We start from the raw sequence: 13000 nt of genomic DNA, 5'->3' as shown, positions 1-13000 counted from the left end.
GGGAAATCGCTTTTAAAACATGTGCAAAAATTAATTAGCCACGGAAACACAGAAATCACGGAGAAGAAGTAAATTTTTCCGTGTTTTCGTGCTTCCGTGGCAAACATAATGCTTAGGTATGCGCAGAAAGAGGAAGAATTATCAGAGAAAAGTTAAAAGCGATTTCCCTGACTTAGTCTTTAGTCTTTAAAAAAACCCTTTTGTATCTTTAGTGTTTTAAAAAGATGGCAAAGAAGATTCTGATTACCGGGGCTACGGGACTTGTGGGTACTGAGCTGAAAAAACATTTGCTAAGCAAGGGTTACGAGGTGAATATACTTTCACGAAAAAAGAGTAGTGACCCAAATAATTTTGTGTGGGATGTTTACAAAGGAACTATTGATGCTGACTGTTTGAATGGTGTGGATGCGGTCATTCATTTAGCGGGAGAACCTGTGGCGGATAAAAAATGGACCAACGAACGCAAAAAACAGATCATCGATAGCCGTGTAAAATCAACAGAATTACTCTTTAAAACCATTAAATCTAAACCCGATCATCAACTAAAATCGTTCATTTCTGCTTCGGCAGTTGGTTTTTATGGCGATTGTGGTGATGAAATTTTAACAGAAGAAAGCCCCAACGGTTATGGCTTTTTAGCCGAATGCTGTAAGCTTTGGGAAGATGCCGTAGACCAAGGAAAAAAGCTAAGCCTCCGGATTGTAAAACTCCGTACCGGGATTGTTTTAAGTAATCACGGAGGTGCTTTACCACAACTCGATCAACCAGTTAAGTTATTTGCCGGAGCAGCTTTAGGTACAGGTAAACAATGGGCTCCCTGGCTGCATATTGATGATATGGTAGAAATGTACATCGAAGCCATCGAAAATCTTAAAATGGAGAATTGTTATAATGCCTGTGCTCCTTTTCCGGTCACCAATAAGGCGTTAACCAAAGCCATTGCCAAACGTTTGCATCGCCCAATATGGCCATTTAAAGTCTCTAAAAAGGCGCTATCGCTACTATTAGGAGAACGGGTAGAAGCTGTTTTAATGAGCACCAATACCTCAGCTCAAAAAATTCTGGATGCAGGATTTAAATTTAAATTCACACATTTGGAGGATGCTTTGAAGGATCTGTACAAATAGTTTTTAATTGGTTAACTTGTTAAATGGTCGTCATCCTGAATTTATTTCAGGATCTTACCAGTATAACTGCGCTAAAAGATGCTGAAACAAGTTCAGCATGACGTAAAAAATTAATTAGTTTCCTTATAATCCCCTTCAATGACTTCAATATCCATTCACTGGTTTCGCCGCGATTTACGTTTAGCAGATAATGCTGCTTTGTATCATGCCCTTAAAAGCGGTTATCCGGTTTTACCATTGTTTATTTTTGATCAAAACATATTGGATAAACTTCCAATAGCTGATGCCCGCGTAACTTTCATTTACCAAACCGTTGAGGATTTAAAAAAAGAACTTCAGCTACATGGGTCAGATTTATTGGTAAAATATGGCAAGCCCGAAAAAATATGGTCAGAGATTTTAAAGGAATATGATGTTAAGGGCGTATATACCAATCATGACTACGAACCTTATGCCCGCGAACGTGATGATAACATTGCCGAATTTTTAACCAGCGAAAAAATAGCCTTCAAAACGTACAAGGATCAGGTTATTTTTGAAAAAAACGAAATCCTAAAAGCAGATAAAACACCCTATACTGTTTTTACCCCTTTTTACAAACAATGGCATGCCAAGCTGAACGATTTTTATGTAAAGGCTTATCCTACTAAAAAATACTTCGAAAATTTACTTAAAACTGAGCATTTGCCTGGTGTAACGTTAAAAGAGATGGGCTTTGAAAGAAGCAAACTGAATTTCCCGAAAATCAGCTATAAAAACAAACTCGACGATTATGCAAAAGAACGTGATTTCCCTGCGCTTGATGGCACCACACATATCGGACTGCATTTGCGTTTTGGAACGTTAAGCATCCGGAAAGCAGTTAAGGATGCATTGGAAGCGAAATCGAATGTCTGGCTCTCAGAATTGGCATGGCGGGAATTTTATATGATCATACTTTGGCACTTCCCCTACTCAGCTTTCGATTCTTTTAAAAAACAATACGATAAAATTAAATGGCGCAACAACGAAGATGAGTTTAAGGCCTGGTGCGAAGGCAATACCGGTTACCCCATTGTAGACGCCGGCATGAGGCAGCTCAACCAAACCGGCTGGATGCACAACCGTGTACGCATGATTGTGGGCAGTTTTTTAACCAAACATTTACTCATCGATTGGCGCTGGGGAGAAGCTTATTTTGCCGAAAAATTATTGGACTACGAAATGGCAAGCAATGTAGGGGGCTGGCAATGGGCCGCCGGATCAGGGAACGATGCCGCACCATACTTTAGGGTTTTTAATCCTGAACTTCAAACTAAAAAATTCGACCCTAGGTTCGATTATATTAAAAAGTGGGTACCAGAATTTGGGACAAAAAAATATGCCCAACCAATAGTTGAGCATACATTTGCAAGAGAAAGGGTTTTAAAAGTTTTTAAAGAAGCTTTATCTAATTCGTAACCTTTACAATTTCAATATCGAAATCTAAAGGAGATACCCCGTTAGCTAAATCAGCAGGAATAATAAGACGAAGCTTTCCGCCAGCTGTTACTTTCCCTGGTAATATTAATTGCCAACCTTTATATAAATTACTTAAAACATCAGTAAAAGTTCCATCAGTACTACTTTGTAAAACTGTTCCATCTAAATAGCGAACGGTATAGTTAGCAACTATTGTAGAGTTCACATTAATTACATCAGTTCCTGTTCCAGGGGTGGTAATGCTATAGCGTGCTCTAGAAGGATCTTTAATCAGTGTTAAATTATTATTGGTAACGAATTTATTGATCTCAAATTCATCTATTTCATGTCTTTTCGCTCCAGCATATATCCCTAAATCAACAAGGATATTTTCATTTGATCCAATATTTAAAAAACTTACGCCGTTCCTACCAAAAGCCATGCTAGAAGGCATAATTAAAGTTGCTTTGCCACCTCTTTTTAATTTGGTTAGCACTTCTCTAATTGGCGCAAATACATACGATACGCTATTAATGGTAAATCGATCTGTATAACCCAAAAAGGTACCTGGAATCATTAAATCAGATGTTTGATTTAGCACCTGCCCGGATAAGGTTTTAAAGATATATGAATAATAAACCGAATCTTGGTTTGCAACACTTGCACCAGAACCTACATCTGTGAGTTTATAATAATAGCCTTTTGTATCTTTAGTGAAGGTAAGATTATTCTTTTTAAGATAAGCCTGGATAGCGGCATCATCTACACTTTCAATAGACTCATATTCCTTTTTACATGAGCTGAAGATTGTAGTAGCCAGTAAAAGTGCGAATAGGCTAAGTTTAGTAAATTTGTTCATTTATTATTGTACGTCTGTAAGTGTTATAGTAAAATCAAGTATTGAATTTGCCGGAACCAAAGCTGAAGGTGATTGTGTCCCATAAGCGTAATAAGAAGGCATTATCAATCTGATCTTACCACCTTTTTGTATTTTTTGAATCCCAAATTGCCATCCTACAATAACGTTTCCAAGTAGAAACGAGGTTGGGGTTCCTTTGGTACTATCGAAAATAGTTCCGTTTAATAATCTTCCTTCATAATCAGAAGTGATTTTTGTAGATGCTGTATACACCACACTTCCTGTTCCTGGTTCTAATATCTGATAAAATATACCACTGGCATCTTTCGTAGCCGAGATATTATTAGTCTTCACAAAAGCACTTATTGCAGCAGTATCAGCCTTAAACTGTGGCGTAGGGTCGTAATCATCAACCGGCACATTTTTCTTACAGGCTGCTAAGCACCCTGCAAAGCAGATCATGAGTATAAAATATTTAAACTTAACCATCAATCGCAAAAATAAGCTTTTAATACGGATGCTACAATTTTTAACCTATTTTAACAATTTTAAGGAGCTTAAAGGTAAAAGTAAAAAGACTAAAGCGGCATTTTGATTTGAATTTAGTCTTTTATCCCTAGTCTTACGCTTATTGTGTATTAGACAGCTGTATGGTAAAATCTAATACAGAGTTACCAGGGATAGGGCCTACCGAACTGCTTCCATAGCCCAAACCCGGTGGAACGATCAACCTAATTTCTCCACCTTTTTGGATTTTAGGAATGCCTATTCTCCAGCCCTGTATTAATTCTGCCAGATTAAAGGTTTGCTCTTTGCCACCACCATTATCAAATACACTTCCGTCTAATAACCTACCTTCATATTTAATGCTTATTTTGGTATTGTTGGGATAAGTGAACGATCCCGAACCAGGTTTAATGATCTGATAATATAAGCCAGAATCGTCTCTAACTGCATTAATATTATTTTGTTTGATGAAATCGGTAATTTGTTTTTCAGGGTCTTCATCTTTTTTACAAGACGAAACCATAGCTACACATAAAAGAAGTATCGGAAGTAATCTAAATTTAAACATGCGCGAAAATAGGATTTTGGCAGCACAACTCTAAAAACTAAGCTAATTTTTCAAATGTGATGAAGCACAAAGCCAGGCTTTCATCGGTAACATCAGTCCTGCTTTACACTTTTATCTTTTTCCACTTCTGTCATGCTGAGGCACGAAGCATCTGTTTCATCGGCTTCAGATGCTTCGTGCCTCAGCATGACAGCATATTATAGATTCTGCAAGAAAAAGGATAACGTTTCAATCAGGGCTAATTAAGCGGGTCCTGTGGTGCTGTTAACCCAAATCTCCTAAAACCTAATTTGGCACAACAAAAAAAGGTTTAGCGCCTGAGTTAATGCACCTAAACCTTAAGCCCTCTACCCTAAACCTACCTTAAAAGATATATTTATTTGCCTCAATAAGCTGTTGGGCGACTCTTTGACGGGCATCTTTAACATTAAATGGTTCTACTTTAGTAAAACGGCGTAAACCAACAAGCATCATACGTTGCTCATCACCTTCGGCAAATGCCCAAATCGCTTCTTTACCCGCTTTGGCTATACCATCAACCGCTTCTACCAAATAAATTCTTAATAGATCTAATTGGCCTGCAACTGCTGCTTCTCCGCGGGTACTTGCTAATTTTTCTGTTCTCAACAGTGCAGATTCGAGCACATAAACATAACTGGCCATATCTGCAATGTTCATTAAAATTTCCTGCTCTTTGCTTAGGGTCATCATCAATTTTTGAACCGCAGCACCAGCCACCATTAAAGTTGCTTTTTTCAAATTCGACAAGACCTTTTTCTCTGCAGCAAATAAAGTGGTATCCTCTTCCCCAAAATCAGGGATGCTCATTAATTCGGCTGCAACCGCTGTAGCTGGCGTCATTAAATCCAATTCACCTTTCATGGCGCGTTTTAGCATCATATCAACGGTCAACAAGCGGTTAATTTCGTTTGTACCTTCGAAAATCCGGTTGATACGCGCATCACGGTAAGCCCTGTCCATTGGCGCATCGGCACTAAAGCCCATACCACCGTAAATCTGCACACCTTCATCCACAGTATAATCTAAAGCTTCAGAACCCCATACTTTTAAAATGGCACACTCTACCGCAAATTGCTCCACAGATTTTAACCTAGCTTTACCAGACTCCATTCCACCCGCAACCAGTTGGTCGTAAGTATCATCAATATTCTGTCCGGCACGATAGTTTGCCGAATCAACAGCATAAAGCTTAGAAGCGATTTCTGCAATTTTAAAACGGATTGCACCATATTTAGAAATCGGTCGACCAAATTGGATCCGTTCGTTCGAATAATTAATCGCTGTATTTAAAGTTGCTTTTGAAGCACCGATAGCCGCTGCTGATAGTTTGATACGGCCAATATTTAAAATGTTAACCGCTATTTTGAAACCGTTTTCTCTATCGCTCAACATGTTCTCAACCGGCACCGGACAATCGTTAAAGAAAACCTGGCGGGTTGAAGAACCTTTAATACCCATTTTATGCTCTTCGGGATTCATGGTGATGCCACCGAAATCTTTCTCTACAATAAATGCAGTTAAGTTTTTATCATCGTCAATTTTAGCGAAAACAATAAAAATATCGGCAAAACCACCATTGGTAATCCACATTTTCTGTCCTGTAATGATATAGTGTTTACCATCGTCGCTCAGCGTGGCTTTGGTTTTACCAGAGTTCGCATCCGAACCTGAGTTTGGCTCAGTTAAACAATAAGCAGCTTTCCATTCGCCCGAACCGAGTTTAGGGATATACTTTGCTTTTTGTGCTTCATTACCATAATATAAAATTGGTAATGTACCGATTCCGGTATGTGCAGAAAGTGCAACGGCGAAAGAGTGGCCTGCACCTACCACGTCTGCAACCAGCATGGAAGTATTGAAGTTTTTGCCAAAACCGCCGTACTCTTCCGGTACCGAAACACCAAGAATACCCAGTTCGCCAGCTTTGGTTAAAAGTGTTGGCATCAACTCAGGATCTTCCTGTTTGTCAATTTTATCTAAATTGGGATAAACCTCAGCCGCCAGAAAATCGCGACAGGTTTGTGCAATCATCTGCTGCTCTTCATCAAATTCTTCAGGGATAAATACTTCCTGATAAGTGGTATCCTTAATTAAGAATTCACCGCCTTTAATTGTCTTTTTTTCAGTTGTTTCCATTGTTTTAGTATCTAGTAGCGAGTATTAGGTATCAAGACAAAGCTTAACACTAGATATCACTAAATTTTAATATTATGCAGCTATTATCAGGCATCAAAACTGTGTTCAAAAACTTGATATCGCTTTATTATTTTTTCTATTATTTCTTCTATTCAATCTGGACATTTATACTCAAACCTTAATGCTTACACTTTGATACTTCTATCCAAAGCATAAACCATTTTTTGAATCTCAGTAGTTTTCTCAACCAAATCAGCTGATAATTCATCATCTAGTAATTCAAGTCGGTTTGAAATAATCAATTGTGTCTCTAACTCAAAAGCTGAACCTTAGCTTATGTTCAAAAAATATTTGAATTGAGCACCACTTCCTCTACCAGAACCCTCAGCTATGTTTGAAGGAATTGATACCGAACATCTTTTCATTTGCGAAATAAGCCCGAACCTTTCATCACTTGGCAAAAACGACGTTGCTCTATAAACTTCTACAGCTAGTTCAATAGATTTCTGCCAAACTTTTAGTTCTTTAAAATTATGCATATACTTTAGTATTAAATTATGAATACAAATATGTTTGGGATGATTTCATAAACTTGTATTCACCTGTTATTCAATCTCGATACTTGATACCCACATCTTGATACTAATTACAGCAACTCAAAAATTCCTGCGGCACCCTGTCCGGTTCCTACGCACATGGTTACCATTCCGTACTTTTTATTTTGTCTTTTTAGTTCATCCATGATCTGTACGGTAAGTTTTGCTCCTGTACAACCCAGCGGATGCCCTAATGCAATTGCACCACCATTTACATTAATTACATCAGGATTTAAATCTAATGTTCTGATTACGGCTAACGATTGTGAGGCAAAAGCTTCGTTCAGTTCAATTAAATCGATATCCTCTTTTTTCAAACCAGCTTGTTTCAACGCTTTTGGAATTGCCTCGATTGGGCCAATCCCCATAATGCGTGGCGGAACTCCTGCGATACCGTAACTTACCAACCTGGCAATCGGTTCTGCGTTTAATTCTTTCATTTTCTTTTCAGACACCACCAAAACAAAAGCTGCTCCATCAGATGTTTGTGATGAGTTACCCGCGGTTACACTTCCAACCACATCAAATACAGGTTTCAGTTTCGCCAGCTTATCTAAGGTAGTATCTGCACGCGGCCCCTCATCGGTATCAACCACGTAAGAACGGGTTTTCTTTTTAAGGTTTGCATCAAGGTAATTTTCGTTTACTGTGATTGGCAGAATACCGTCTTTTAAATAACCATTTTTTATAGCGTGAATAGCTTTTTCATGAGATCTTAACGAAAAAGCATCCTGATCTTCACGGCTCACATTGTATTCTTTAGCTACTGCCTCGGCGGTTAAGCCCATACCCCAATACCAGTCTGGATTGTTTTTTGCGACTTCTGCATTGGGCACCAGTTTCCAACCACCAAAAGGCATTCCACTCATCACCTCTACACCACCTGCAATAATACAATCGGCCATGCCAGCCTTAATTTTGGCAACTGCTGTCGCAATGGTATCTAAACCCGATGCACAATAGCGGTTTACCGTAACACCCGGAACTTTATCGGTATCGAGGCCCATCAGCGAAATCATACGGCCAATATTTAAGCCTTGCTCTGCCTCTGGTGTAGCATTACCTACTATTACATCATCAATCTGTTCGTTATCTAAATTCGGAACCGATGCCACTAAAGCCCTGATTACTTCTGCGGCTAAATCATCAGCTCTTGTAAAACGGAATACGCCACGGGGTGCTTTGCCCACTGCTGTACGATATCCGGCTATAATATATGCTTCCATTATTTTAGTATCTAGTAGCCAGAATCAAGTATCAAGACCTAATCCTCGCATTGTTTTATTTGTTATTAATGTAAGTAAAACTTTATTCGACATTCATATCTTGATACTTGATACTCATATCTAAATATTTAACCCACTAGTTCCTCAACGGTTTCCCCTTAGTAATTATCGACTGGATCCGCTCTAAGGATTTCCGCTCACCTGCAAGTGATAAAAATGCTTCCCTCTCCAGATCCAATAAATATTGCTCTGTTACTTCTGTTGGAGCCGATAAGTCTCCTCCACACATCACATAACCTAATTTTTCGGATATTTTTTTATCGTGTTCAGAAATGAAATGCCCCGCATACATGCTATTTGCACCAGCATAAACAATTCCTAAACCTTGTTTTCCTAATACTTTAATATCGTTCCGTTGCACAGGTTTTGTATAACCAGCATCGGCCAATTCTATTGCTTTAGCTTTTGCATCGGCCAATAAGCGGTTCCGGTTCATCGAGATCGAGAATTTATCCTTTTGCAGATAGCCCAGCTCGTAAGCCTCGTAACCAGAAGTAGAAACTTTCGCCATTCCGATGGTTAAGAAACGATCTTTCAAAGCATTTTGCACAATCTGATCATCTTTATACTCATCAGAAGCACGCAAAGCAAATTCTTTTGTTCCGCCGCCGCCTGGGATAACGCCAACACCAAACTCAACCAAACCCATATAAGTTTCGGCAGAAAGCTGAACGTGATCGGCATGTAAACTGAATTCGCAACCACCACCCAGGGTTAAATTATGTGGGGCAACCACAACCGGAATAGAAGAATAACGGATGCGCATCGAAGTATTCTGGAACATCCTGATCGCCATATTCAATTCATCCCACTCCTGCTCTACCGCCATCATAAAAATCATACCCACATTTGCCCCGGCAGAGAAGTTTGCGCCATCATTGCCAATTACCAAGCCACGGTAATCTTTCTCGGCCATATCAATCGCTTTGTTTATTCCAGAGATCACATCACCGCCAATGGTATTCATTTTGGTATGGAATTCTACATTCAGAATGCCATCGCCCAGATCGATAATCGAAACTCCTGAGTTTTTCCAAAGGGTTTTATTTTCGCGGAGGTTATCTAAAATGATAAACTCATCGGTTCCAGGCAGAGCTTTATAACTTTTAGAAGGGATATCGTAATATTTTTTAACGCCGTTTTCTACTTTATAGAATGAAGTATTTCCGGCATCGAGCATTTCATGTACCCAAGCCGCAGCTTTATTGCCGTATTGCTCCATTCCTTCGATGGCTTCTTTTACACCAACTGCATCCCAAAGTTCGAAGGGGCCAAGTTCCCAACCGAAACCTGCACGCATTGCATCATCAATACGGTACAATTCGTCAGAAATTTCAGGAATTCTATCTGATACATATTCAAATAAACCAAATGAAGAATGGCGGAACAACTCGCCTGCCTTATCTTTTCCTTTGGCAAAAATCTTCATGCGCTCACGAAGATTTTCAACCGGCTTAGTCATTTCTAAGGTAGCCGATTTTACTTTTTGCTGTGGTTTGTATGCTAAAGTTTTTAAATCAAGCGCCAGGATTTCGGTTTTACCATCGGAAGATTTGGTTTTTTTATAGAAACCCTGTTTGGTTTTATCGCCAAGCCATTTGTTCTCTTCCATTTTTTGCACGTATGCTGGAAGTTTAAACAAATCGTGTGCTTTATCATCCGGACAGTTATCATAAAGTCCTTTTGCTACTTTGATCATGGTATCTAAACCTACCACATCCGAAGTACGGAAAGTAGCCGATTTTGGTCTACCCAAGGCTGGTCCGGTAAATTTATCAACTTCTTCTACTGTCAGATCCAGTTTTTCAACTAAATGCAAAAGTGCCATGATAGAATAAACACCTACACGATTGGCGATAAAAGCTGGGGTATCTTTACATAAAACAGTTGTTTTTCCTAAAAACTTATCGCCATAATGCATCAGAAAATCAACAATTTCAGGTTGCGTGTGTGGTGTAGGGATAACCTCTAACAATTTTAAATAGCGGGGCGGATTAAAAAAGTGTGTACCGCAGAAATGCGATTTAAAATCATCACTCCTTCCTTCAGCCATTAAATGGATTGGAATACCAGAAGTATTCGAAGTAATCAATGTGCCAGGTTTACGGAACTGCTCTACCTGCTCGAAAACTTTTTTCTTGATATCAAGATTTTCGACCACGACTTCAATTACCCAATCGTAACCGGCAATTTTCGGCATATCATCGTCGAAATTCCCAGTTTTGATCTTATTTAATACTTTTTTGCTATAAACTGGAGATGGGTTTGTTTTTACGGCCGTTTGCAAAGCTGTATTAACAATCCGGTTTTTTACAACTGGGTTATCCAGTGTTAAGCCTTTTGCCTGCTCTTCGGGGCTTAAGTCTTTTGGGGCAATATCCAACAACAAAACCTCTACACCAATGTTGGCGAAGTGGCATGCAATACGCGACCCCATAATACCCGAACCTAAAACTGCAACTTTATTAATGCTTCGTTTCATTATCTCTTTGCTTTTCATTAGTCTGATAGGGCCATTTATATAGCAACCTGCCAAACAGATTTTTTGATTGTTATATTTGTTAATCAACAGTATAGGCTACCGTGATATCATTTAGTTTTATCAATAGATTAATAAAAGTCTCCTTCTCTTTTTTAGAGAAATGCTCATCGAGATATTCATTAAATTTCCGAACAACACCCTTGGCCAATTGCTTTTTCTCTTTACCGAAATCAGTTAGAAAAACCTTTACCGATCGTTTATCGCCTGCAGATGTTTCACGGTAAATGAGGTTGGCCTCTTCCATATTATTTAACATACGGGATAAACTGGTTGCTTTAACCCCAAGTAAGCCAGCTAAATTTGAAACCGCAGTTCCCTCGGCATCATCTATATTAATAAGCATGTAACCAATGGCCTGGGTAATCCCGAAACCAGATGCCATTTGATTGTACTTATTAAACATATTTTGCCAGGCAAACTTAACGTGGTAATCTATGGTTTGTTGTTGTTTCATTTTTGCTAATTTATTATGCTTGCATAACAAAGCTAATGAATGTATTTTGTTAATGCAATAGAAAAATTCAAAATATTTGTCAAATTTTTCTTATCATAGTCATACACAAAATGAAAACACTTAATATGTTAAAAGCTAGCGGAATTCTCCTATTTAGCCTATTTATTTTATGGGCAACAATTTGTAAAAGTCAGGTATCTTATTTCGGAGCTGCCCTTTTAAACAGCCAAAAATTAGAGACATTTAAAAAAACAACAACCTTGTTTACTTTACAGTATGCGGATTATGCTGAATTGCAAAAATTTGATCAGGCTATTAAAAAAAACTGGACGATTACACCTTATAAAATTATTAAACCCGAAGAGCTTGCCCGTTACGATACGCTTTCAAACTATTCGTTCTTCTATTTCGATGGTTATGCCAATAAGCTGGATAGCACCAAAAATGTAAACGTAGTTTACGCATTAAAGCTGGTTAGTCCATCAAAAAAAACCAAAACAAAGGAAGAAAGTGTACTTGCAACGGTTACGCTTTTTGCTGATCGGAGTACCAATCTTCAAATAGAAATTCAGGATGCCACTACCGGCTCAAAAAGAGCGATAAGAAATAACCTGATATCAACCCTCTACAATAAGTCGAATTTTCTCAATTGGTCGCCAGGATTTTTAAAGGGTTATTTAAAACAGATTAATGATGGATTGCTCGCAAACGAGGATTGTAATTTAGATTACCAGTTTTACAATAAGGTACGTTTACCAGAATTAACAAAAGAAACGCTGTATGTGCCTGAGTATATTAAGCAGGTATTCTCATCCAAATTGACTCTTTTGCCTCAATCGGGGGTAGTTTTAGAACCTTATAATTATAAACTCAAATTTGCATCGTACAAGGAATTGGATAGTTTAATTTTGAATAGTGAAACGAATATTAAGTATGTAGTTTACACTCAACGTTCTAATGATAAAATAATCAGTGTTTATGATAGCAAAGACGATAAAATCATTTACCAGCGTTTTTATTCGCAATCACCAAATTTTGAAATGAATGATTTAAGCGAAATCAAAAAGGTAATTGTTTCGCTTAAATAAGTTGATTTCGAATAATATTTATTAAGCTGTCATTCTGAACGCAGTGAAGAATCCTTAACACAAGAACCACTGGTATTTAATCCAGAAGCCTATTGCGCCAAAATTAGCCTAGCAAAGGTCCTTCACTCCGTTCAGGATGACAAATTCGCTAATCTGGTCTTAGTGTCTCGCTAAGACATTAGAAATGCTAAACTTAACATTACAGAACTATCTTATGTCGTAGCGAGACGCGACGACATAAGATAGTTAATTTCGAATAATATTTATTACGCTGTCATTCTGAACGCAGTGAAGAATCCTTAACATAAGAACCACTGGTATTTAATCCAGAAGCCTATTGCGCCAAAATTAGTCTAACAAAGATCCTTCACTGCGT

Annotated in this window: 10 protein-coding genes and 1 pseudogene; 3 read left to right on the top strand and 8 right to left on the bottom strand. The window is 38.3% G+C overall.

Annotated elements, in window-relative coordinates; genetic code table 11:
* Window positions 1-224: 224 nt before the first annotated feature.
* Both AW17_RS13210 and AW17_RS13205 read left to right on the top strand, forming a co-directional pair.
* A complete protein-coding gene (locus AW17_RS13210) occupies window positions 225-1127 on the top strand; it encodes a TIGR01777 family oxidoreductase (protein ID WP_029277128.1) in 903 nt (300 codons plus the stop codon).
* A 138-nt stretch (window positions 1128-1265) separates the two neighbouring features.
* Window positions 1266-2567, top strand: coding sequence for a cryptochrome/photolyase family protein (locus AW17_RS13205; protein ID WP_029277127.1), 1302 nt, complete (start codon window positions 1266-1268; stop codon window positions 2565-2567).
* On the opposite strand, the gene AW17_RS13200 is transcribed toward AW17_RS13205, so the two are convergent.
* The 8 genes and pseudogenes from AW17_RS13200 to AW17_RS13165 all read right to left on the bottom strand — a co-directional run bounded on the left by AW17_RS13200 (window position 2557) and on the right by AW17_RS13165 (window position 11536).
* Complete coding sequence (locus AW17_RS13200) at window positions 2557-3426, bottom strand: FKBP-type peptidyl-prolyl cis-trans isomerase (RefSeq protein WP_029277125.1); 870 nt, start codon at window positions 3424-3426, stop codon at window positions 2557-2559. The two genes, AW17_RS13205 and AW17_RS13200, sit on opposite strands and share 11 nt — an antisense overlap.
* A 3-nt stretch (window positions 3427-3429) precedes the next feature.
* A complete protein-coding gene (locus tag AW17_RS13195) occupies window positions 3430-3888 on the bottom strand; it encodes an FKBP-type peptidyl-prolyl cis-trans isomerase (RefSeq protein WP_245235063.1) in 459 nt (152 codons plus the stop codon).
* Between the two features lie 166 nt (window positions 3889-4054).
* Window positions 4055-4501 (bottom strand): FKBP-type peptidyl-prolyl cis-trans isomerase, encoded by a 447-nt coding sequence (locus AW17_RS13190; RefSeq protein WP_029277121.1) that lies wholly within the window; start codon window positions 4499-4501, stop codon window positions 4055-4057.
* Between the two features lie 363 nt (window positions 4502-4864).
* Window positions 4865-6658: an acyl-CoA dehydrogenase family protein gene (locus AW17_RS13185; RefSeq protein ID WP_029277120.1), complete on the bottom strand. Its 1794-nt coding sequence runs from the start codon at window positions 6656-6658 to the stop codon at window positions 4865-4867.
* 185 nt (window positions 6659-6843) lie between these two features.
* Window positions 6844-7197 (bottom strand): annotated as a pseudogene (locus AW17_RS13180) (four helix bundle protein).
* A 107-nt stretch (window positions 7198-7304) separates the two neighbouring features.
* Window positions 7305-8480, bottom strand: coding sequence for an acetyl-CoA C-acyltransferase (locus AW17_RS13175; protein ID WP_029277118.1), 1176 nt, complete (start codon window positions 8478-8480; stop codon window positions 7305-7307).
* A 136-nt stretch (window positions 8481-8616) separates the two neighbouring features.
* Entirely contained in the window at window positions 8617-11022 is a 2406-nt protein-coding gene (locus tag AW17_RS13170) for a 3-hydroxyacyl-CoA dehydrogenase/enoyl-CoA hydratase family protein (protein ID WP_029277116.1), read from the bottom strand.
* Between the two features lie 79 nt (window positions 11023-11101).
* Window positions 11102-11536 (bottom strand): MarR family winged helix-turn-helix transcriptional regulator, encoded by a 435-nt coding sequence (locus tag AW17_RS13165; RefSeq protein WP_029277114.1) that lies wholly within the window; start codon window positions 11534-11536, stop codon window positions 11102-11104.
* A 110-nt stretch (window positions 11537-11646) separates the two neighbouring features.
* Between AW17_RS13165 and AW17_RS13160 the strand changes: the two genes are divergently transcribed.
* Window positions 11647-12624, top strand: a complete 978-nt coding sequence (locus AW17_RS13160) for a hypothetical protein (protein ID WP_029277112.1) — start codon at window positions 11647-11649, stop codon at window positions 12622-12624.
* The last annotated feature ends 376 nt before the right edge of the window (window positions 12625-13000 follow it).

The sequence above is a fragment of the Pedobacter borealis DSM 19626 genome, assembly GCF_000708285.2.
Lineage (GTDB): Bacteria > Bacteroidota > Bacteroidia > Sphingobacteriales > Sphingobacteriaceae > Pedobacter > Pedobacter borealis.
Note: the sequence above shows the minus strand (reverse complement) of the source record. Positions and strands in the feature narration are given on the sequence as shown.

Excerpts from the sequence above, each read along its gene's own strand:
- AW17_RS13210 (WP_029277128.1), top strand. The coding sequence starts at position 225 with ATGGCAAAGAAGATTCTGATTACCGGGGCTACGGGACTTGTGGGTACT.
- AW17_RS13205 (WP_029277127.1), top strand. The coding sequence starts at position 1,266 with ATGACTTCAATATCCATTCACTGGTTTCGCCGCGATTTACGTTTAGCA.
- AW17_RS13200 (WP_029277125.1), bottom strand. The coding sequence starts at position 3,426 with ATGAACAAATTTACTAAACTTAGCCTATTCGCACTTTTACTGGCTACT.
- AW17_RS13195 (WP_245235063.1), bottom strand. The coding sequence starts at position 3,888 with ATGATCTGCTTTGCAGGGTGCTTAGCAGCCTGTAAGAAAAATGTGCCG.
- AW17_RS13190 (WP_029277121.1), bottom strand. The coding sequence starts at position 4,501 with ATGTTTAAATTTAGATTACTTCCGATACTTCTTTTATGTGTAGCTATG.
- AW17_RS13185 (WP_029277120.1), bottom strand. The coding sequence starts at position 6,658 with ATGGAAACAACTGAAAAAAAGACAATTAAAGGCGGTGAATTCTTAATT.
- AW17_RS13175 (WP_029277118.1), bottom strand. The coding sequence starts at position 8,480 with ATGGAAGCATATATTATAGCCGGATATCGTACAGCAGTGGGCAAAGCA.
- AW17_RS13170 (WP_029277116.1), bottom strand. The coding sequence starts at position 11,022 with ATGAAACGAAGCATTAATAAAGTTGCAGTTTTAGGTTCGGGTATTATG.
- AW17_RS13165 (WP_029277114.1), bottom strand. The coding sequence starts at position 11,536 with ATGAAACAACAACAAACCATAGATTACCACGTTAAGTTTGCCTGGCAA.
- AW17_RS13160 (WP_029277112.1), top strand. The coding sequence starts at position 11,647 with ATGAAAACACTTAATATGTTAAAAGCTAGCGGAATTCTCCTATTTAGC.